The following is an 18,376-nucleotide window of genomic DNA, read 5'->3' on the forward strand; positions in this document are numbered from 1 at the left end:
CGGCATGTATGCGACATGGCCTTGCCCGCTGCCGGACGGCACTGCGGGCGAGGAAATGGTGCTCGGCTTCGATCGGGCCCGCCAGCAACGTGTTCTGGTGATCCCGCCGCTGTTCGATGAAGCTAACAAGTTTCGCCACCAAATCGTTGAAATCATGCGCAGGGTTGATGCGCAGGACATCGATTGCTTTCTGCCCGACCTGCCCGGCTGCAACGAAAGCATCGCCCCCCTCCCCGCGCAGACCATCGCGGGCTGGCGGGCAGCTACTGCCGCGGCCGCGACGCATTTCGCGGCGACGCATGTCTTCGCCGTGCGCTCGGGCGGATGGCTGGTCCCCGACACGCTCCCCGGCTGGGTCTATGCGCCGGTCAAGGCGCGCCAGGTGTTGCGTGGCATGTTGCGCGCCCGCAGTCTCGCCGCGCGCGAGGCGGGGGTCAGCGAAAGCAGCGAGGACTTGCTGGCCGAGGGACGCGAGAAGGGGCTCACGCTCGCCGGATGGGACCTCGGCGCGCCCCTGATCCGCGAACTGGACGAAGGTGAATTCGCCGCATCTCCCGCCGCAATCCCGATCGAACAGGGCGAAGTCGGGGGCAAGCCGCTGTGGCTGCGCGCGGAGAACGACGACGATCCCGCGCAGGCCGATGCCTTGGCTGCCATCCTGATCGCCGGATTGGGCGTCGAATGACCCGGCTGCATCTCGCCTTCGAATGCCAGGGCAAGCGCTGCGGCGCGACGCTCGACAATGCGCCGGGCACCACCGGACTTCTGCTGATCAGCGGTGGCAACGAGATCCGCGCGGGCGCCTTCAACGGACAGGCGCGCCTTGGAGCCGAGATCGCCGGGGCGGGATTTCCCGTATTCCGCTTCGATCGCCGCGGGATCGGAGACAGCGAGGGCGAGAACCGGGGCTTTCGCAAATCCCGCAAGGATATCGCCGCCGCGCTGCTTGCATTCCGAGCGATCGCGCCGCAGGTCGAGCGAGTCGTCGGTTTCGGCAATTGCGACGCCTCCTCCGCGCTGATGCTGGCGAGCGGCGCAGGCTGCGATGCGCTGGTGCTGAGCAATCCCTGGACCATAGAAGATGACGAGGACGATGCACCGCCACCTTCGGCGATACGCTCGCGCTACGCCGAAAAACTGAAGAATCCACGAGAGCTTATGCGCCTTGTTTCAGGCAAGGTCGATCTGAAGAAGCTCGCGCGCGGCCTGCTTCGGGCCGGGCGCACGCACAGCGCGTCCTCTTCGCTGGCCGAGGGAATGCGGGCCGGACTGGCCGAGTTCGCCGGTGATGCGATCATTTTGCTCGCCGAGGGCGATCGCACCGCGCAGGTCTTTGTCGAGCGCTGGGACGCGGATGACGCGCGCATCATGCGGTGCCCCGGTGCCGATCATGCCTATTCGAGCGAAGAGGCACGCGCCTGGCTGCGCCAACAAATCCTCAAGTTGCTGCGCGCTCAGCGGGTGAAATAACTCGTCAGTTCGACATGCGTCGACCAGCGGAACTGGCCCACCGGCCGCAGCTTCTCGAGCCGAAAGCCTGCCTCCACCAGAACCTTCGCATCGCGCGCCCAGCTCGCCGGGTTGCAGCTGACATAGGCGACGCGGGTCGCCGTGCTCGCGGCGATCTGTGCCACCTGCTCGCGCGCTCCCGCGCGCGGCGGATCGAGCAGGAGCGCACCGAAGCGGCTCGCCTCCTCGGGCTGGAGCGGATTGCGAAACAGGTCGCGGTGAAGCGTCAGGACGGATGCCTGGCGCGCATTGGCGGCTGCCTTGCAGGCAAGATGCGCATCGCGCGCCGCCTCGACCGCCAGCACCTTGCGCGGACCTGCAAGCGCAAAGGCGAAGGTGCCGAGACCGGAGAACAGATCGGCGACGGTCGAAGCGCCCTCGAGGAAATCCGCGGCGTCCCCGACAAGCACGCTCTCGCCGTCGCGCGTCGGCTGGAGGAAGCTGCCGTGCGGAAAAGGGACTGCATATCCGCCGAGCGTCACGGTCAACGGTTCGGGCTCCCACACCGTTTCGGGGCCATAGCCGCGATCGAGCGAGAGCCGCGCCAGCGCCCGATCGCGCGCGAAATCGAGCATCGCTTCGGTCGCCGCCAACCCTTCGGCTGCGATTCCCTTGATCGTGCAGTCCGCCCCCTGGTCGGCAAGCGTCAGTTCGATATCGATCGCCTGCCGTTCGCCATGGCCCGCGACCAGCGCGCGCAAGGGTGCGATCAGCGCGAGCAATTCGGGCACCAGAATATGACATTCGCGCATGTCGACGATCCGATGCGAACCAGCCTCGCGAAAGCCCAGCACCGCGCCTTTCGCAGTGCGCAGGCCGTGCAACTTCGCGCGGCGGCGCGAATGCGGCGGCGAGAGATGCGTGGGCAAGACCGCGCCCATGGTGATATCCTGCGCTTCGGCTGCATGGACAACGCGGTCGGTGACGAATTGGCGCAGCGCCTCCTCGTCGGCGTGCTGGAGCTGGCAGCCCCCGCATCCTGGAAAGTGTCGGCACGGCGGCTCGACATGATGCGGCCCAGGCGTCAGCGTCCCGTCCGCTGCGACCCTATCGCCCGGCACGCCGCGCACGACGTGCTTGCCCGATGCGGTGACGCCATCGCCGCGCGCCGCAATCCGTTCGATGGTTTCGGTCCCGCTCACAGCAATGCCGCCATGGCCGGCCTGACTGCGTGCGCAAGGTCTCCCGCCGAGAAGGCCGGGGACGCGAGCCGCGCCGCTTCGTGATGGAGCCACACGGCTTCCTCGCAGGCGCGCGCCGGATCGCCATGAACAGAGAGCCGCGATGCCGTAACGCCCGCAAGCACATCGCCCGTGCCGGCAACCGACAGCCAGCTCGACCCGCGCGGGAAGAATGATGTCATGACGTCACTTTGCAGGATGGTGTCGGGCCCCTTGGCGAGAACGGTCAGGCCGGTGGCCTTGTGCAAGCCGCGCGCGCGCTCGAGCTTGCCCTCTCCCGCAATGCCGAAGGTTTCGCACAGCCGGGCGAGCTCGCCTTCATGCGGCGTGATGCACAGTGATGCCGTGTCCGCATCGTCGAGCAGTTTCGCGTCCAGCAGGTGCAGCGCATCGGCATCGAGCACCGTCGGCACCTTCCTCGCCAGAACCTGTGCGAGCCGCTCGCGCGCGAGTTCGTCGCGCCCAAGGCCGGGACCGACGAGAAAGGCGGAAATCCGCTCGTCATCGATCCTCTCGGCGAATTCGCCTTGCTCGACGACCAGATCGGCGGGCGCATCGGGATGCGAATGCTCGCTGAACAGTTTCACGTAGCCCGCCCCCGCCCGCATCGCCGCCTCGGCTGCCAGCAAAGGCGCGCCGGGCATGGCACCCGCCACGATCGCGAGCAGCCCGCGGCGGTACTTGTGCGCGTCGGAAGTAGGCGCGTGAAATTGCGGTCGGCTGGAGAAACGCGCAGAAACATCAGTAAGTTCGAGGCCGATCTCGACAAGCCTTCGGAAACCCATCGAGGCCATGGCGGGCATCAGGAAATGGGCCTGTTTCCACGCGCCGAGGGCAAGCGTCAATTCATAGTGCGGCAAGGGTCCGAGCACCGATCCACTATCGCTCTGCACCGCGCTCGGAACGTCGATTGCTATTTTGTAACAGTCGGTTGCAGAGAGCTCTTCGAGCAATTCGCCAAAAGCACCACAAACCTCGCGATCCAACCCGTAGCCAAAGAGGCAGTCCACGACGACGGGATGCTCGAGTGAACCGCTGCGCAGAACCTCGCCTCTAAATTGCGTCCTTGCATGCTGCGCAGTTTCGCTCTTCGGTTCGACCGGCGCGATCACGGTGACCGGATTGCCCTTCCGATGGACGGCCTCGGCGATCACGTAGCCGTCGCCGCCATTATTGCCCGGACCGCACAGAACCGTGACGGGCCTGCCCGCCGCAACGCGCATCACCCATTGCGCCGCCCCCTCGCCCGCGCGCTGCATCAGCGCCCATTCGCTGGTCCCGCCAGCCATGGCCGCCTGCTCGGCAGCGCGCATCTGATCGACGGTGAGGACGGCGTCAGTCATCGGCACCCGCCTCCCAGCGATAGCGGTCTTCACCGATCGTCAGCGTGATCCGGTCTCCCTCGCGCGTGCTGGCGGCCTGTTGCGAACCATCGAACTCGACGAGACCGGCGGGCGTGGCGGCGGGGGCGAGCTTGCGGAAGCCGCCGTCGGGATGGCGCATCATGAAATAGGTAGAGCCGCCCTCGCCCATTTCGACCAATCGGCATTCGCTGGCGAAATCGCTCGCGCCATTCAGGGCACACGCGACGGGCGTGCCTCCCTCGGACGCGATATCGGGGGCGATCCCACATGCTCCCAGCGCAAACAAGACCGGGATGGGGACAAAGATAAACGAAAACGCGCGTGCCATGCTTCGGCGCTGCCACGCACGCAGCGCGGGGGCAAGCCTCAGCGTCGCTTCACTTGGCTGACATCGCGGATTGCGCCGCGCGCGGCCGAGGTCGTCATCGCCGCATAGGCTTCGAGCGCGGGCGACACGCGGCGCTCGCGCGGGGCGGCGGGGGTAAAGCCCTTTTCTTCTTGCGCCGCACGCCTTTCGGCGAGCACATCGTCCGGCACGGCCAGGTTGATCGTGCGCTCGGGGATGGAGATCTCGATCAGGTCGCCATCTTCAACCAGCGCGATCGCGCCGCCTTGAGCCGCCTCGGGCGAGACATGGCCGATCGACAGGCCCGAGGTACCGCCCGAAAAGCGCCCGTCGGTAACCAGCGCGCAGGCCGCGCCCAGCCCCTTCGATTTGAGATAGCTCGTCGGATAGAGCATTTCCTGCATGCCCGGCCCGCCGCGCGGTCCCTCGTAGCGGATCACCACCACGTCGCCTTCGACAACCTGGCCGGTGAGGATCGCAGTCACCGCATCGTCCTGGCTTTCATAGACCTTGGCGGGGCCCGAAAAGGTCAGGATGCTCTCGTCGACGCCAGCGGTTTTCACGATGCAGCCGTCACGCGCGATATTGCCGTAGAGCACCGCCAGTCCGCCATCCTGGCTGAAGGCGTGGCTGGCGCTGCGGATCACGCCTGCCTCGCGATCGAGGTCGAGGCTGTCCCACCGGGCCGACTGGCTGAAGGCGGTTTGCGTTGGCACGCCGCCCGGCGCGGCCGAGTAGAACTGGCGCACCGCATTGTTCTGCGTGCGACCGATGTCCCAATCGTCGAGCGCATCGCCCATCGTCGGACTGTGCACGGTGGGCAGCGCGGTGTGGAGGAGCCCCGCTTTCTCCAGCTCACCCAGAATCGCCATGATCCCACCCGCGCGGTGGACGTCCTCCATGTGCACGTCGTCTTTCGCGGGGGCGACCTTGCTGAGGCATGGAACCTTGCGGCTGAGCCGGTCGATGTCCTGCATGGTGAAATCGACCCCCGCCTCATGCGCGGCGGCGAGCAGGTGGAGCACGGTATTGGTCGACCCGCCCATGGCGATATCGAGGCTCATCGCATTCTCGAACGCCGCGAAACTGGCGATCGAGCGCGGCAGCACGCTTTCGTCGTCTTCCTCGTAATACCGCTTCGCGAGCGTCACCACGAGCCGCCCCGCGCGCTCGAACAGGCTCTTGCGATCGGCATGCGTGGCCAATGTCGAGCCGTTGCCCGGCAGCGAGAGGCCCAGCGCCTCGGTCAGGCAGTTCATCGAATTGGCGGTGAACATGCCGCTGCAAGAGCCGCAGGTCGGGCAGGCATTCTGCTCGATCGCGGTGACTTCCTCGTCGGTGTAGCTTTCGTCGGCCGCGGCGACCATGGCATCGACGAGGTCGAGCGCGACCTCCTTGCCCTTCACCACGACCTTGCCCGCTTCCATCGGCCCGCCCGAGACGAACACGGCGGGCACGTTCAATCGCATGGCCGCCATCAGCATGCCGGGCGTGATCTTGTCGCAATTGGAGATGCACACCATGGCATCGGCGCAGTGCGCATTGACCATGTACTCGACGCTGTCGGCGATCAGGTCGCGGCTGGGCAGCGAATAGAGCATGCCGTCATGGCCCATGGCGATGCCGTCATCGACCGCAATGGTGTTGAATTCCTTGGCCACCCCGCCCGCCGCCTCGATCTGGCGCGCGACCAGCTGGCCGAGGTCCTTCAGATGGACATGGCCCGGCACGAACTGGGTGAAGCTGTTGACCACGGCAATGATCGGCTTGCCGAAATCGTCGTCCTTCATCCCTGTGGCGCGCCACAGGCCGCGTGCGCCGGCCATGTTGCGGCCATGGGTGGTGGTGCGGGAACGATAGGCGGGCATGGCGGGTCTCTCTTGGCTTCGGGCGAAGCCTAGCAGAGAGAGGTCCCCTCGCTAACGGAGGATTGGTGCCGGGCGGGTCAAGCTGGGCTTTAGACCTCCAGCGCCACGCGCCCCATCACATCGGCCAGCAGCAGCGCCCAGCGCGCCTGCCCTGCCTCGGTTTCGATCTGATCCTGGCGGATCTCGACGGTGCAATAGGGAATGCCGTTGGCCTCTGCATGCCGGTCCATCGTCGCGTTGAGCTGCTTGCCCGAATAGGGCTGGTTGTCGCCCACGGTCAGCCCCTGCTCGCCGAACAGGCGGATCGCATGACGGGCGGCGGTATCGTCCTGATTGTAAAGCAGCGCGACTTCCCACGGGCGCTCCTCGTCGCTGGTTTCGAGGGCGGGCGTGAAACTGTGTAGCGCGACCAGCATCTTGGGTTTCGCCTGTTCGATCAGATCGGCGAGCGCGTTGTGATAGGGTCGGTGGAACCGGGCGAGCCGGGCTTCGACATCGGCGCCGATATTGCCCGCGATCAGCCTTCCGTCGCTTTCGGTCGGGACCACGGCGGGCTCGTCCTCGCGCCGGTGCATATCGCACACCAGGCGGCTTACGCAGGCGATATGCGCGGGCATATTGTGGCGCCGTGCGAGCCGCTCGGCGATGCCTTCAACTCCGACATCGAGCGCGATGTGCTCCTCGAGCAGCTTGGGATCGATACCGAGTTCGATTTCCTCGGGAACGTAATTGGAAGCATGATCGGCCACGCACAGGAGCCCTCCCGGACGCAGGTCTTCGGTGCCGACCTGGCGATAGGGGAGGTTGTCGATCATCATCGCAGGAACCCTTTCATCTGCCACCAGCCCGGGTGGCGCTTTTCTATTTGCTGGGCAGCCACGTCGCGAGCGGACGCACTGTCGTAGAGCGCGAAACACGTCGCCCCCGAACCGGACATACGGGCGAGAAAGGGCGAAGTTCCGCGCAGCGCTTCCAAAACACCCGCAATCTGTGGGCAGAGCGAAATCGCGAGTGCCTCGAGATCGTTGCGTCCTTCAAGCGCGATTGTGCGGGCATCCCCCTGCGGCAGCACGCCGCGATCCTCGCCGTCCCAATGTTTGAACACCGGTCCCGTGGAGAGCGGGACGCGCGGATTGACGAGCATCACGGGCGTGCCCGCGAGGCTGTCGTCGGCCGGGTCCAGCTCGGTCCCGGTGCCGCGTCCGATGCAGGTGCGGCTTTCCACGCAGGCCGGGACATCGGCGCCAAGCGCGGTGGCGCGTACGTGCCAGTCCTCGGGCAGGCCGTAGCGCTGCTTGACGATGCGGAACACGGCGCCCGCGTCGGCCGAACCCCCGCCCAGCCCCGCTGCGACGGGGAGGTTCTTTTCCAGCGTGATCGCGAGGCCATCGGCGCGCGGCAGCTTGCCCAACGCCCGCGCGACGAGATTGTCGAACGGGTCGTCGAGCCCGCCGGCAAATTCGCCGAGCACCCGCACGCTATCCTGCGTGGCTGTGCTCGCCGTCAGCACATCGCCCCCATCGACGAATGCGAACAGCGTTTCAAGTTCGTGATAGCCGTCCTCACGCCGATTGCGGACATGGAGGGCAAGGTTGATCTTGGCATAGGCGGTTTCACGCATGATAAGCCGGCACTCTGTCCTTCATTCGTCATCCCAGCGAAAGCTGGGATCGCTGTCCTTCAGCCGAATCGCTCGAAGAGGTCGTCCCATTCCGGGTTGGCGCGCTCAACAAGTTCGATCTTCCACGCGCGTTTCCAGGCCTTCATCGCCTTTTCGCGCGCGATTGCATCGGAGATATCTTCGTACTCCTCGGCATGGATGAGGCGCGTCAGGCCATAGCGACGACAGAATGCAGATCCCTTGCCGCTGCGGTGTTGAACCATGCGGGCCGCAAGATCAGCCGTCACGCCAATGTACAGCACACCGTCCCGCCTGTTCGACAATATGTAGACCCAGCCACCCAATCATGGACCTTCCATCATCCGCGAGCGATCCCAGCTTTCGCTGGGATGACGGGAAATTGTGGGGACCCGCGGAACGCACTCACATATTCGGGTAATTCGGCCCGCCGCCGCCTTCGGGCGTGGTCCACTCGATGTTCTGGTTCGGGTCCTTGATGTCGCAGGTCTTGCAGTGGACGCAGTTCTGCGAGTTGATCTGGAACTTCATCTCGCCCGTATCCTCGTCTTCCAGCCACTCGTAGACGCCCGCCGGGCAATAGCGGTTCGACGGGCCGGCATAGATGCCCAGCTCGCTCGCCTTCTGCAGCTCCATGTCCTGCACCTTGAGGTGGACCGGCTGGTCCTCGGCGTGGTTGGTGTAGCTGAAGCTGACATTGGTCAGCTTGTCGAAGCTCAGCTTCCCGTCGGGCTTGGGATAGGCGATCGGCTTGAACAGGTCTGCGCGCTGCAGCATCTCGTGATCGCGGTGGTGCTTCATCGTGATCGGCAGACCGATCTTGAGCGTCCGCATCCACATGTCGATGCCCGCCAGCACCGTGCCCAGATCCTCGCCATATTTGGCGACGGCAGGCTGCGCGTTCTTCACCTTCTTGAGTTCGTCGGCGATCCAGCTGCTCCGCACCGCCGCATCGTAATCCATCAGCTCGCTGTGTTCGCTGCCAGCGGCGATCGCATCGGCGATGCTTTCGGCCGCGAGCATCCCGCTCTTCATCGCGGTATGGCTACCCTTGATGCGCGGCACGTTGACGAAGCCCGCCGCGCAGCCGATCAGCGCGCCGCCCGGGAAGGCGAGCTTGGGCACGCTCTGCCAGCCGCCTTCGTTGATGACGCGCGCGCCATAGGCCACGCGCTTGCCCCCTTCGAGGATCGCGGCGATCTCGGGATGGTGCTTCCAGCGCTGGAATTCCTGGTAGGGCGACACATAGGGGTTCGCGTAATCGAGTGCGGTCACGAAGCCTAGCGCGACCTGCCCGTTCGCCTGGTGGTAGAGGAAACCGCCGCCCCAGGTGCCGGTTTCCGAAAGCGGCCAGCCCTGCGTGTGGATCACACGGCCGGGCTCGTGCTTGTCGGGGTCGATGTCCCACAATTCCTTGACGCCGAGGCCGTAGACTTGCGGCTGGCAATCGGCCTCGAGGTCGTATTTCGCCTTCATCTGCTTGGTCAGATTGCCGCGCGCGCCCTCTGCGAACAGCGTGTATTTCGCGTGGATTTCCATGCCCGACTGGTAATCGCCCTTCTGCGAGCCATCCTCCGCGATGCCCATGTCCTGCGTCACGACGCCGGTCACCGCGCCGACGTCGTCGAACAGCACTTCGGCAGCAGGGAAGCCCGGGAAGACCATCACGCCCAGCCCTTCGGCCTGTTCGCCCAGCCAGCGCGCGAGATTACCCAGCGAGCCGGTATAGTTGCCGTGATTGCCCATAAAGGGCGGCAGGAGGAATTCGGGCAGGTCGGACTTGCCGCTCTCCGACAGGACCCAATGGTGGTTCTCGGTGACCGGCGTTTCGGCCATCGGGCAATCCATGTTGCGCCAGTCGGGCAGCAGCTCGTCGAGCGCCTTGGGATCGACCACCGCGCCCGAGAGGATATGAGCGCCGATTTCGCTGCCCTTTTCGAGCACGACGACCTCGAGTTCCTCGTTGATCTGCTTCAGCCGGATCGCCGCAGCAAGGCCGGCTACGCCTCCGCCGATGATGACGACGTCGCAGGGCATCGATTCGCGTTCGCTCATGTCTCTCTCTTTTTGTCGCGTAACTGTTGCGAATGCCTTGATTGGTGGCGCTATAGAGGTCAAGACCCGGACCCAAGGAATGATGCACGCCGACACCCCGAAAACGCGCGATTTCGCAGCGCTCGAAAGCCTCGAAGGCGCGCTCGACTGGTGGCGCGAGGCGGGCGTCGACGCGGATTTCGCCGACGAGGCGAGCGGTTGGCTGGCGGAGCCCGAGTCCGAGAATGCCGTAGCGGCTCCTCCGCCGCCCCCGCCGCAGAAGATCGAGCGCAAGACCGCGCTCCAGCGTGCGCTCGCCCAGCCTGAAATACCTGCGACCAGGATCGATCCGGCCACGCTGCCCGACAGTCTCGAAAAATTTCGCGAATGGTGGATGAGCGACCCCTCGCTTGCCGAGGGCGCGCTCGACCGCCGCGTGCCGCCGCGCGGAGTTGCTGGAGCCAAACTGATGCTGCTGGTTTCCCAGCCGTTCGATGACGATGCCGAAGGCGTATTGACCGGCGGCGCGGGCAAGTTCGTCAATTCCATGCTTAAGGCGATGGGGATCGCCGAGCACGAGGCCTATTATGCCAGCGCGCTGCCCGCACCCATGGCGATGCCCGACTGGGCGCAACTGACAGCTTCCGGTCGGGGGGACGTCGTCCGGCATCATATCGCGCTCGCCGCACCGCAACGCGTCGTACTGTTCGGCCGCGCACAACTGGCGCTGTTCGGCATGACGCCCGAGCAGGCGCGCGAGCCACTGTCGATCGAATGCGACGGCAATCCCGTCGCGCTGCTCGCTGCGCCCGATCTGCGCAATCTCGCCCGCTCGGCTGCCCGGCGGGAGACTTTCTGGAACCGTTGGCTGGATTGGACCCGATGATCCTACGCTCGCTTGCCCTCGCCGCCGTTGCCACCGCCACATTTTCCGCCGAGACGGCGATGGCGCAAAACGGCAGCGTCGACTATTTCACCCGCTCGCGCGCCGCCGCCCTGCCGCAAATGCTCTCGACCGACGACCGCGCCTATTACGGTTCGCTGTTCGAAGCGATCGATGCGCGCAACTGGGACCGGGTCGAGGTGATGCTCGCTGGCCGCACCGATGGTCCGCTGCACGGCGCGGCGCTGGCGAGCTATTACCTCCACCCCGAAAGCCCGCGGATCGAACTGCCGCGGATCGAGGCCTGGCTGGCCCGTTACGCCGACCTTCCCGAGGCGGAGGCGATGGTCCGGCTGGGGCAGACGCGCGGACTCGAAAACCCGCCACGCCTTCGCGCCGAGCGCAATCTCGTCCGCCAGCCCGGTATGACCAAGCGCATCCGTCCGCGCGCGGTCCAGGACGGGACGATGCCCGAAAGCGTGAAGTCGGCGATCCTCGAGCGGATAACCAATGACGATCCCGACGGCGCCCGGCTGCTGCTCGACGGGGTCGATGCCACGCTCTCTCCGCAGGCGCGCGCCGAATGGCGCTATCGCGTCGCCTGGAGCTATTACATCGAGAACCGGGACGCTCAGGCTTGGGCGCTTGCCGACACGGTACGCGACGGCGGCAGCGGCGCCTGGGTGGCGGAAGGTGACTGGGCCGCCGGGCTCGCCGCCTGGCGACTGGGCGATTGCGAGCGCGCCGCCGAGGCCTTCCAGCGCTCTGCCGCTGGCGCAGTCAATCCCGAACTCGGCGCCGCCGCGCATTACTGGGCCAGCCGCGCCTTGATCCGCTGCCGCATGCCCGAGCAGGCGGACGAGCAATTGCGCGGAGCGGCGCGCTTCCCCGAAACGCTCTACGGCATGCTCGCGCATGAGCAGATGGGGCGCGACCTGCCGCCCACGCATACCGAGCCCGACCTCACCGCCGACGACTGGCGCCGGCTGCAGGACGAACAGGCAGTCCGCCAGGCGGTCATGCTCGCCGAGATCGGCCAGCGCGAGCAGGCGGAGAACGACATCCTGTGGCTGGTACGCACCGGCGATCCGGACGATTTCGGCGCGCTCGCCCGCCTTGCCCGCGCACTCGGGCTGACCGGCGCGCAGAATTACATGGCCTACAACGCCCCGCGCGGCGAAGCGGCGCACCCGAGCTTGCGCTATCCGGTTACCTTCCGCGCACCCGTGGGCGGCTGGCGGGTCGATCCGGCGCTAGCCTTTGCCCACGCTTTGCAGGAATCGAATTTCCGCGAACGCGTAGTCAGCCCGGCGGGAGCGATCGGCCTGATGCAGATCATGCCGATCACGCGCCGCGAATATGCCGCCTCGATCAACATGAGCGCGGGCGCCGACCTCAAGGACCCGGCGGTCAACCTTGCATTCGGTCAGCGCACGCTCGAAGCGCTCGGCAGCGCGAATTACACGCAGGGCAAGCTGCCCAAGGTGATGGCCGCCTACAATGCCGGCCCAAGCCCGGTGATGCGCTGGGAAAGCGAGATCCGCGACCAGGACGATCCGTTGTTGTGGATGGAATCGATCCCCTATTGGGAAACCCGCGGCTATGTCGCGATCGTGATGCGCAATTACTGGATGTACCTGCGCCAGGCCAATGCCCTTGCCCCCAGCCGCACCGACCTTGCCGAAAACGACTGGCCGCTATTCCCCCGCGTCCGATAGGAGCCTGCCCCCATGGCGATCGACGAAAGCCTTGCCTTCAAGCCGGTCCGCATCGCGTTGCTGACCGTTTCGGATTCGCGCACGCCGGCCGACGATAGCTCGGGCGATATACTCGCCCAGCGGATCGAGGACGCTGGCCACGATTTGGCGACCCGCGAGATCAGCCGCGACGATGTCGGCGAGCTGACCGCGCACCTGCATCGCTGGATCGACGACGAAAGCATCGATTGCATCATTTGTACCGGCGGTACCGGCCTCACCGGGCGCGATGTGACGCCCGAAGCACTCCACAAGGTCAAGAGCAAGGACATCCCCGGCTTCGGTGAACTGTTCCGCTGGCTCAGCTACGAGACCATCGGCACCAGCACGATCCAGAGCCGCGCCTGCGCGGTGCTGGCGCGCGGGACCTATATCTTCGCACTGCCCGGCTCGAACGGCGCGGTGAAGGACGGGTGGGACAAGATCCTCGTCCACCAGCTCGACAGCCGCTTTCGCCCCTGCAATTTCGTCGAGCTGATGCCGCGCCTGCGCGAGCGCTGAGGAACCTCCCTCCTTCCCCACGCGTCGTCAGGATAAGCTGCCAAGGGGACGCGACCTGCCCGACATCGCCCTGCTTTCCACAAGCACGGTCCTGCTACTGTTTGGTGCGACGGCGCTGGTCATCGCGCTCGTCGGCACAAGGATGGCAGGGCTGGCGGATACGCTTGCCGATCGCACAGGTTTCGGAGAGGCACTGGTCGGCTCGGTCCTCCTCGGTGCAGGGACCAGCATCGCCGGTATCGTGACTTCGACCAGCACGGCGGCCAGCGGCGCCCCCGACCTCGCCATATCCAATGCGGTGGGAGGCATCGCGGCACAGACCATGTTCCTGGCCATCGCCGATGTCGCTTATCGCCGGGTCAATCTCGAACATGCCGCCGCCAGCCCGGTCAACCTGGGTCAGGCCAGCGTGCTGATCATCCTCCTGATCCTGCCGATAATGGCCTGGGCCTCACCGCCGATTGCGATCTGGAGCGTCAACCTGCTCACCCCCGTGCTAGTCGCGACCTATCTGGTCGGCCTGCATAACGCCCACCGCATCAAGCAGGAGCCGATGTGGTTACCGCGCAGCACCAGCGATACGCGCGACGAGGACGAGGATGAGTGCGACGATGACCGGCCGATCTGGCTCTTAGCAGCGCTGTTCGCGGCCATGGTCGGCGTCGTCGGCCTATGCGGCTGGCTGGTCGGCGCCACCGGACTCGAACTGTCGCAGCGGCTCGGCATCTCGCAAGGCGTCGTCGGCGCGCTGGGCACGGCGGTGGTCACCTCGCTGCCCGAGCTCGTCACCACCATCGCCGCCGTGCGTCGCGGCGCGCTCCAACTTGCGGTCGGCGGGATCATCGGCGGCAACATGTTCGATGCGCTGTTCGTCGCCGCGAGCGATGTCGCCTATCGCGATGGCAGCATTTACAATGCCATCACCGAGCGCACCGTGTTCTGGATGGCACTGGCCACCCTGATGACCGCCGTGCTGCTCCTCGGCCTGCTGCGGCGCGAACGGCAGGGCCCTGGCGGGATCGGTTGGGAATCGGTCCTGCTGATCGGTCTGTGGTTCGGTGGCGCGGTGCTTCAGGTCAGCTTGGGATAGCGTCTCGACCGCGCCTTTTGTTCCATGTATGTTCTCGTATATGAAACGCCGACTCGCCCCTGCCATTGCCGGTCGCGGTGCGCAGGGTGCCGAGGTGCCCACGCGCTTCGGCCTCGCTACGCGCGAGGTGGATGGCGACTGGCGCGACTATGTAGAGCGGCTGGCCAATCTCGAAGGGGGCCCGCCGGTGAAACTGCGCACGCAGGTGACCGAGGAGCATCCGAAGACGATCCTCAGCTTCAACCAGTCGCCCGACGTGCCCTTCGACCGGTCGGTCAACGCCTATCGCGGGTGCGAGCATGGCTGCGTCTACTGCTTCGCGCGGCCCACGCATGCCTATCACGACCTGTCGCCCGGGCTGGATTTCGAGACCAGGCTCTTCGCCAAGCCCAACGCGGCGGAGCTTTTGCGGGCAACGCTGGCCAAGCCGAAGTATCGCCCCAAGCCGATTTCGATGGGGACCAATACGGATCCCTACCAGCCGATCGAGGCGCGGTATCGGATCACGCGGCAGGTGCTCGAAGTGTGCCTCGACGCTCGCCATCCTGTGACGGTCACCACGAAGTCGGACCGCGTGCTGGCCGATCTGGATCTTCTGGAGCAGCTCGCCGAGCGCCGATTGGTGGCGGTCGCGATATCGGTGACCACGCTCGACCCCAAACTGTCGGGAAAGCTCGAACCGCGCGCAGCTGCTCCCGCCAAGCGCCTGCAGGCCTTACAGAAACTGGTCGAGGCGGGCGTGCCGACGCATTGCTCTGTCTCGCCGATCATCCCCGCGATCACCGACGAGTTCATGGAGGAGATAGTACAGCGCGTTGCCGCCATCGGCACCGGCAGCGTGGGCTGGATCCCGCTGCGCCTGCCGCACGAGGTCGCCCCGCTGTTCCGCGAATGGCTCTCGGTCCATTTCCCCGAACGCGGCGACAAGGTGATGAGCATCGTCCGCTCTATCCGCGGCGGAAAGGACAATGATCCCGACTTCCACACCCGCCTGAAGCCGGAGGGCGTGTGGGCCGACCTGTTCCGCGCGCGGTTCCGTGTGGCTTGCAAGCGTGCGGGGCTCGGCAAGGCGAAATTCGAACTGGACTGCACGCTGTTCAGGCCGCCAGCGGTGGGCGGGCAGTTGCGGTTGCTATGAAAGGTCCGCCCCCACAGGGGGAGGGGGAACACGTAGTGGTGGAGGGGCACATGCTATGATCACCGGATCACGCGAAACGATCAAGCGAGCACGCCAGCTTCGCAGCGAGATGAGCGTGCCCGAGCGGCTTCTATGGCAGCACCTTCGCAAACGTCCGGGCGGGTTCAAGTTTCGACGCCAGCACCCGGCTGGCATCTATGTGCTCGACTTTTACTGCGCGCGGCTGCGATTGGCCGTCGAGGTCGATGGATGGGCGCACGACAGCGTTAAGACGATCGCGAGGGACAGACAAAGGTCGGCATTCCTCCGGTCGCAGGGCATTGCCACGACGCGCATTCCGGCGAAGGCAGTCTTGGACAGTGTTGAAGCCGTGATGGTTCGGCTTGCCGATATTTGCGAAGCGCGGGCGGATGGTCTCTTGAGCCGGTGAGGGTACCCCTCCACCACTACGTGGTCCCCCTCCCCGTTCCGGGGAGGCTAGAACCCCTCGCCCGCCTCGCCCGGCGCAAACCGCATCAGCCTGCTGTCCGCCAGCGCTGCGGTGCGGTTGACGACCGCCTGCTGGTAGTCCGGATCCTTGATCATCTCGAAGAAGGCGCCCGCATTGGGGTATTGCGCCACGAAGCCATCGTGCCAGCGTTTGTCGTCGGGCCCGGTCACCATCGTCTGGAACGCCCCGCGCCAGAAGATATCGCCGCCCACGCGGCGGAAGATCGGGCCGCTGGTCTTGCCGTATTCTTCATAGGCGCGGCGTCCGCTCCAGCCGTTGCCGTGATGCTCGTGCCCTTCCGGATATTCCGCCTCGTCGCGGTAGAGCAGCAGGTTGAGCATGTGGATCGGCTCGTCGCGCGGCAGGTCCTTGAAAGCCCGGAAATTGGCCGGGCTCGGATCGATATAGGTTGCGCTCATCGGGTCTCCCCCTGTGTTGTTCAGTGCCGGTGCGCAGGAGCGCCGCCTTCGTAGCGCGCCCATACGCGGTGTTTGCCGTCACGCCCGATCAGCACGACCATATAGGGGTCCGACCGTCCCGGAACCTCCATCCCCGGCGACCCCGCGACCATACCCGGCACGCTGAGGCCGACCGCATCGGGTCGGCTAGCGAGCAGCCGCCGGATGTCGGCGGCTGGGACGTGCCCCTCGATCGTGTAGCCCTCCACCCTGGCCGTGTGGCAGGACCGCAAGGTGTCGGGCACCCCGGCCGCCCGCGCAACCGGGTCGAGCTTGTCGACATCGCGCGTGGTGACGGTGAAGCCGGCAGCCTCCATCCGCTCGACCCATTCGCTGCAGCACCCGCACCACGGCGTCTTGGTCACGTCGATCACCGTGGCAGCGGCGGCCTGCGTACAGGCAAGCAGCGCGAGCGGGGCGAGCAGCATCGAAAGCGGACGGCGTTTCATGTCGTAGAAGTCCCTGGTTCTTCGGATAGCGCGGAAAGGTGCGGCTCAGCCGAGCGTATAGTCGCTGAACCGCTCGCGCAGGTCCTTCTTGCTGATCTTGCCGGTGGCGGTGTGCGGGATGTCGTCGACGAATTCGACCGCATCAGGCAGCCACCACTTGGCGACCTTGTCGGCAAGGAAGCTGGTGAGATCCTCGGGGCCGACGTCCTGCCCTTCCTTGCGGACGACAAACAGCACGGGGCGCTCATCCCATTTGGGGTGCGGCATGCCGATCGCGGCGGCCTCGGCGACGGCGGGATGGCCGACGGCGGCATTTTCCAGCTCGACCGAGCTGATCCATTCGCCGCCCGACTTTATCACGTCCTTGGTCCGGTCGGTGATCTGCATGGTGCCGTCGGGGTGAAGGATCGCCACGTCGCCGGTGTTGAACCAGCCATCGGCGTCGATCGCGTCTTCCTCCGCCTTGAAATAGCGTTTCACCACCCACGGCCCGCGGATATGCAGCGCGCCCGAGCTTTCCCCATCGCGCGGCAGCACCTTGGTCGGATCGTCGAGATCGACCGTGCGCAGTTCGACGCCGAAGATCGGGCGGCCCTGCTTCATGGTCTTCTCGACCTTCTGGTCGAAGGTCAGTTCGTCCCAGTCGCCGGTTGGTCCGCCGACGGTGCCGATCGGGCTCGTCTCGGTCATGCCCCAGGCATGCTGGACGCGCGTGCCGTTCTTCATCAGCCGCTCGATCATGAAGCGCGGCGCGGCCGAACCGCCAATCGTCGCCGCGCGCAGCTTGGGCAGGTCGATGCCTTGCGCGTCGCAATACTGGAAATGCGCCAGCCACACCGTCGGCACGCCGGCGGAATCGGTGACGCCTTCGGTTTTCATCAGCTCGTCGAGCACGGCGGGATCGTTGACCGCGCTGAAGACGAACTTGATGCCGGCCATCGCGCCTGCATAGGGCAGGCCCCAGCTCGCCGCGTGGAACATCGGCACGACGGGAAGCATCACGCTCGACGCGCTGAAGTTGAACGCAGCGGGCTGCAAACCGGCGATCGCGTGCAGCATGGTGGAGCGGTGTTCGTACTGGACGCCTTTGGGGTTGCCCGTGGTGCCGCTGGTGTAGCAGATCATGCAGGGGTCGCGTTCGTCGACCTCGGCCCATTTGTAGTCACCATCCTGCCCGGCGATCCAGTCTTCGAAACTGGGCGCGTGCTCGCCGCTGTCGAAGCAGATGTAGTGCTCCACGCCCGGCCACTTGTCGCGCATCTTGTCGATGATCGGCTGGAACGCCGCATCGTAGAGCATGACTTTGTCTTCGGCGTGATTGACGATGTATTCGAGCTGGTCCTCGAACAGGCGCGGGTTGCAGGTGTGCAGCACGCCGCCCATCCCCGCCACGCCGAACCAGCTGACGAGGTGGCGCGCGTGGTTCATCGCCAGGCTCGCGACCTTGTCGCCCTTCTTCAGGCCCAGCGCGAGCAGCGCTTGGCTCATCTTGCGCGCATCGCGATGGATGCCCGCCCAGTCGGTGCGGGTTTCGCTTCCATCGGCCCAGCGGGTGACGATTTCACGGTCGGGGGCTTCCCGGGCAGCGTGGTCGATCACATGCCCAATGCGCATGGTCCAGTCCTGCATCGCGCCAAGCGACATACTCTCTCCTCTTACCTGTATCAGG

The 18,376-nt window shown here is 65.8% G+C and carries 19 protein-coding genes; 8 read left to right on the forward strand and 11 right to left on the reverse strand.

The window, feature by feature from the left end:
- Positions 1-4: 4 nt before the first annotated feature.
- Positions 5-685: a hypothetical protein gene (locus ASS64_RS02645; protein WP_067689408.1), complete on the forward strand. Its 681-nt coding sequence runs from the start codon at positions 5-7 to the stop codon at positions 683-685.
- The gene (locus ASS64_RS02650) at positions 682-1,470 is read left to right on the forward strand and encodes a hydrolase 1, exosortase A system-associated (protein ID WP_067689411.1); all 789 of its coding nucleotides are present in this window, start codon (positions 682-684) and stop codon (positions 1,468-1,470) included. The genes ASS64_RS02645 and ASS64_RS02650 overlap by 4 nt, the downstream gene beginning before the upstream one ends.
- On the opposite strand, the gene ASS64_RS02655 is transcribed toward ASS64_RS02650, so the two are convergent.
- The 8 genes from ASS64_RS02655 to ASS64_RS02690 form a co-directional block, all read right to left on the reverse strand.
- Complete coding sequence (locus ASS64_RS02655; protein WP_067689414.1) at positions 1,455-2,651, reverse strand: class I SAM-dependent RNA methyltransferase; 1,197 nt, start codon at positions 2,649-2,651, stop codon at positions 1,455-1,457. The two genes, ASS64_RS02650 and ASS64_RS02655, sit on opposite strands and share 16 nt — an antisense overlap.
- Positions 2,648-4,033 (reverse strand): bifunctional ADP-dependent NAD(P)H-hydrate dehydratase/NAD(P)H-hydrate epimerase, encoded by a 1,386-nt coding sequence (locus ASS64_RS02660; protein ID WP_067689417.1) that lies wholly within the window; start codon positions 4,031-4,033, stop codon positions 2,648-2,650. Before ASS64_RS02660 ends, ASS64_RS02655 begins: the two co-directional genes overlap by 4 nt.
- The gene (locus ASS64_RS02665; protein ID WP_067689420.1) at positions 4,026-4,382 is read right to left on the reverse strand and encodes a hypothetical protein; all 357 of its coding nucleotides are present in this window, start codon (positions 4,380-4,382) and stop codon (positions 4,026-4,028) included. Before ASS64_RS02665 ends, ASS64_RS02660 begins: the two co-directional genes overlap by 8 nt.
- 38 nt (positions 4,383-4,420) lie before the next feature.
- Positions 4,421-6,268, reverse strand: coding sequence for a dihydroxy-acid dehydratase (ilvD, locus tag ASS64_RS02670; RefSeq protein ID WP_067689423.1), 1,848 nt, complete (start codon positions 6,266-6,268; stop codon positions 4,421-4,423).
- Between the two features lie 89 nt (positions 6,269-6,357).
- Positions 6,358-7,083 (reverse strand): N-formylglutamate amidohydrolase, encoded by a 726-nt coding sequence (locus ASS64_RS02675; protein WP_067690350.1) that lies wholly within the window; start codon positions 7,081-7,083, stop codon positions 6,358-6,360.
- Complete coding sequence (locus tag ASS64_RS02680; RefSeq protein WP_067689426.1) at positions 7,083-7,889, reverse strand: 4-(cytidine 5'-diphospho)-2-C-methyl-D-erythritol kinase; 807 nt, start codon at positions 7,887-7,889, stop codon at positions 7,083-7,085. The genes ASS64_RS02675 and ASS64_RS02680 overlap by 1 nt, the downstream gene beginning before the upstream one ends.
- A gap of 59 nt (positions 7,890-7,948) precedes the next feature.
- Complete coding sequence (locus ASS64_RS02685; RefSeq protein ID WP_067689441.1) at positions 7,949-8,233, reverse strand: GIY-YIG nuclease family protein; 285 nt, start codon at positions 8,231-8,233, stop codon at positions 7,949-7,951.
- Between the two features lie 79 nt (positions 8,234-8,312).
- Complete coding sequence (locus tag ASS64_RS02690) at positions 8,313-9,962, reverse strand: electron transfer flavoprotein-ubiquinone oxidoreductase (protein ID WP_067689444.1); 1,650 nt, start codon at positions 9,960-9,962, stop codon at positions 8,313-8,315.
- A gap of 79 nt (positions 9,963-10,041) precedes the next feature.
- Between ASS64_RS02690 and ASS64_RS02695 the strand changes: the two genes are divergently transcribed.
- The 6 genes from ASS64_RS02695 to ASS64_RS02720 all read left to right on the forward strand — a co-directional run bounded on the left by ASS64_RS02695 (position 10,042) and on the right by ASS64_RS02720 (position 15,740).
- Entirely contained in the window at positions 10,042-10,827 is a 786-nt protein-coding gene (locus ASS64_RS02695) for a hypothetical protein (protein ID WP_067689448.1), read from the forward strand.
- A complete protein-coding gene (locus ASS64_RS02700; RefSeq protein WP_067689452.1) occupies positions 10,824-12,542 on the forward strand; it encodes a lytic transglycosylase domain-containing protein in 1,719 nt (572 codons plus the stop codon). Before ASS64_RS02695 ends, ASS64_RS02700 begins: the two co-directional genes overlap by 4 nt.
- A 12-nt stretch (positions 12,543-12,554) precedes the next feature.
- Positions 12,555-13,082 (forward strand): molybdenum cofactor biosynthesis protein B, encoded by a 528-nt coding sequence (moaB, locus tag ASS64_RS02705; RefSeq protein WP_067689455.1) that lies wholly within the window; start codon positions 12,555-12,557, stop codon positions 13,080-13,082.
- 97 nt (positions 13,083-13,179) lie between these two features.
- A complete protein-coding gene (locus ASS64_RS02710) occupies positions 13,180-14,172 on the forward strand; it encodes a sodium:calcium antiporter (protein ID WP_255356012.1) in 993 nt (330 codons plus the stop codon).
- 40 nt (positions 14,173-14,212) lie between these two features.
- Positions 14,213-15,310, forward strand: coding sequence for a PA0069 family radical SAM protein (locus ASS64_RS02715; RefSeq protein WP_067690353.1), 1,098 nt, complete (start codon positions 14,213-14,215; stop codon positions 15,308-15,310).
- Between the two features lie 109 nt (positions 15,311-15,419).
- Positions 15,420-15,740 (forward strand): endonuclease domain-containing protein, encoded by a 321-nt coding sequence (locus ASS64_RS02720; RefSeq protein WP_234002293.1) that lies wholly within the window; start codon positions 15,420-15,422, stop codon positions 15,738-15,740.
- Between the two features lie 47 nt (positions 15,741-15,787).
- Here ASS64_RS02720 and ASS64_RS02725 read toward each other — a convergent pair whose 3' ends face one another.
- The 3 genes from ASS64_RS02725 to ASS64_RS02735 are packed head-to-tail and all read right to left on the reverse strand — an operon-like array spanning position 15,788 to position 18,351.
- The gene (locus ASS64_RS02725) at positions 15,788-16,219 is read right to left on the reverse strand and encodes a DUF1330 domain-containing protein (RefSeq protein WP_067689469.1); all 432 of its coding nucleotides are present in this window, start codon (positions 16,217-16,219) and stop codon (positions 15,788-15,790) included.
- Between the two features lie 20 nt (positions 16,220-16,239).
- On the reverse strand, positions 16,240-16,707 hold the full coding sequence (locus tag ASS64_RS02730; RefSeq protein WP_067689471.1) for a DUF411 domain-containing protein: 468 nt from the start codon (positions 16,705-16,707) through the stop codon (positions 16,240-16,242).
- Positions 16,708-16,752: 45 nt separating this feature from the next.
- On the reverse strand, positions 16,753-18,351 hold the full coding sequence (locus tag ASS64_RS02735) for a long-chain fatty acid--CoA ligase (RefSeq protein ID WP_067689474.1): 1,599 nt from the start codon (positions 18,349-18,351) through the stop codon (positions 16,753-16,755).
- Positions 18,352-18,376: the final 25 nt, after the last annotated feature.

It is taken from the genome of Erythrobacter sp. AP23, assembly GCF_001542855.1.
Taxonomy (GTDB): domain Bacteria; phylum Pseudomonadota; class Alphaproteobacteria; order Sphingomonadales; family Sphingomonadaceae; genus Qipengyuania.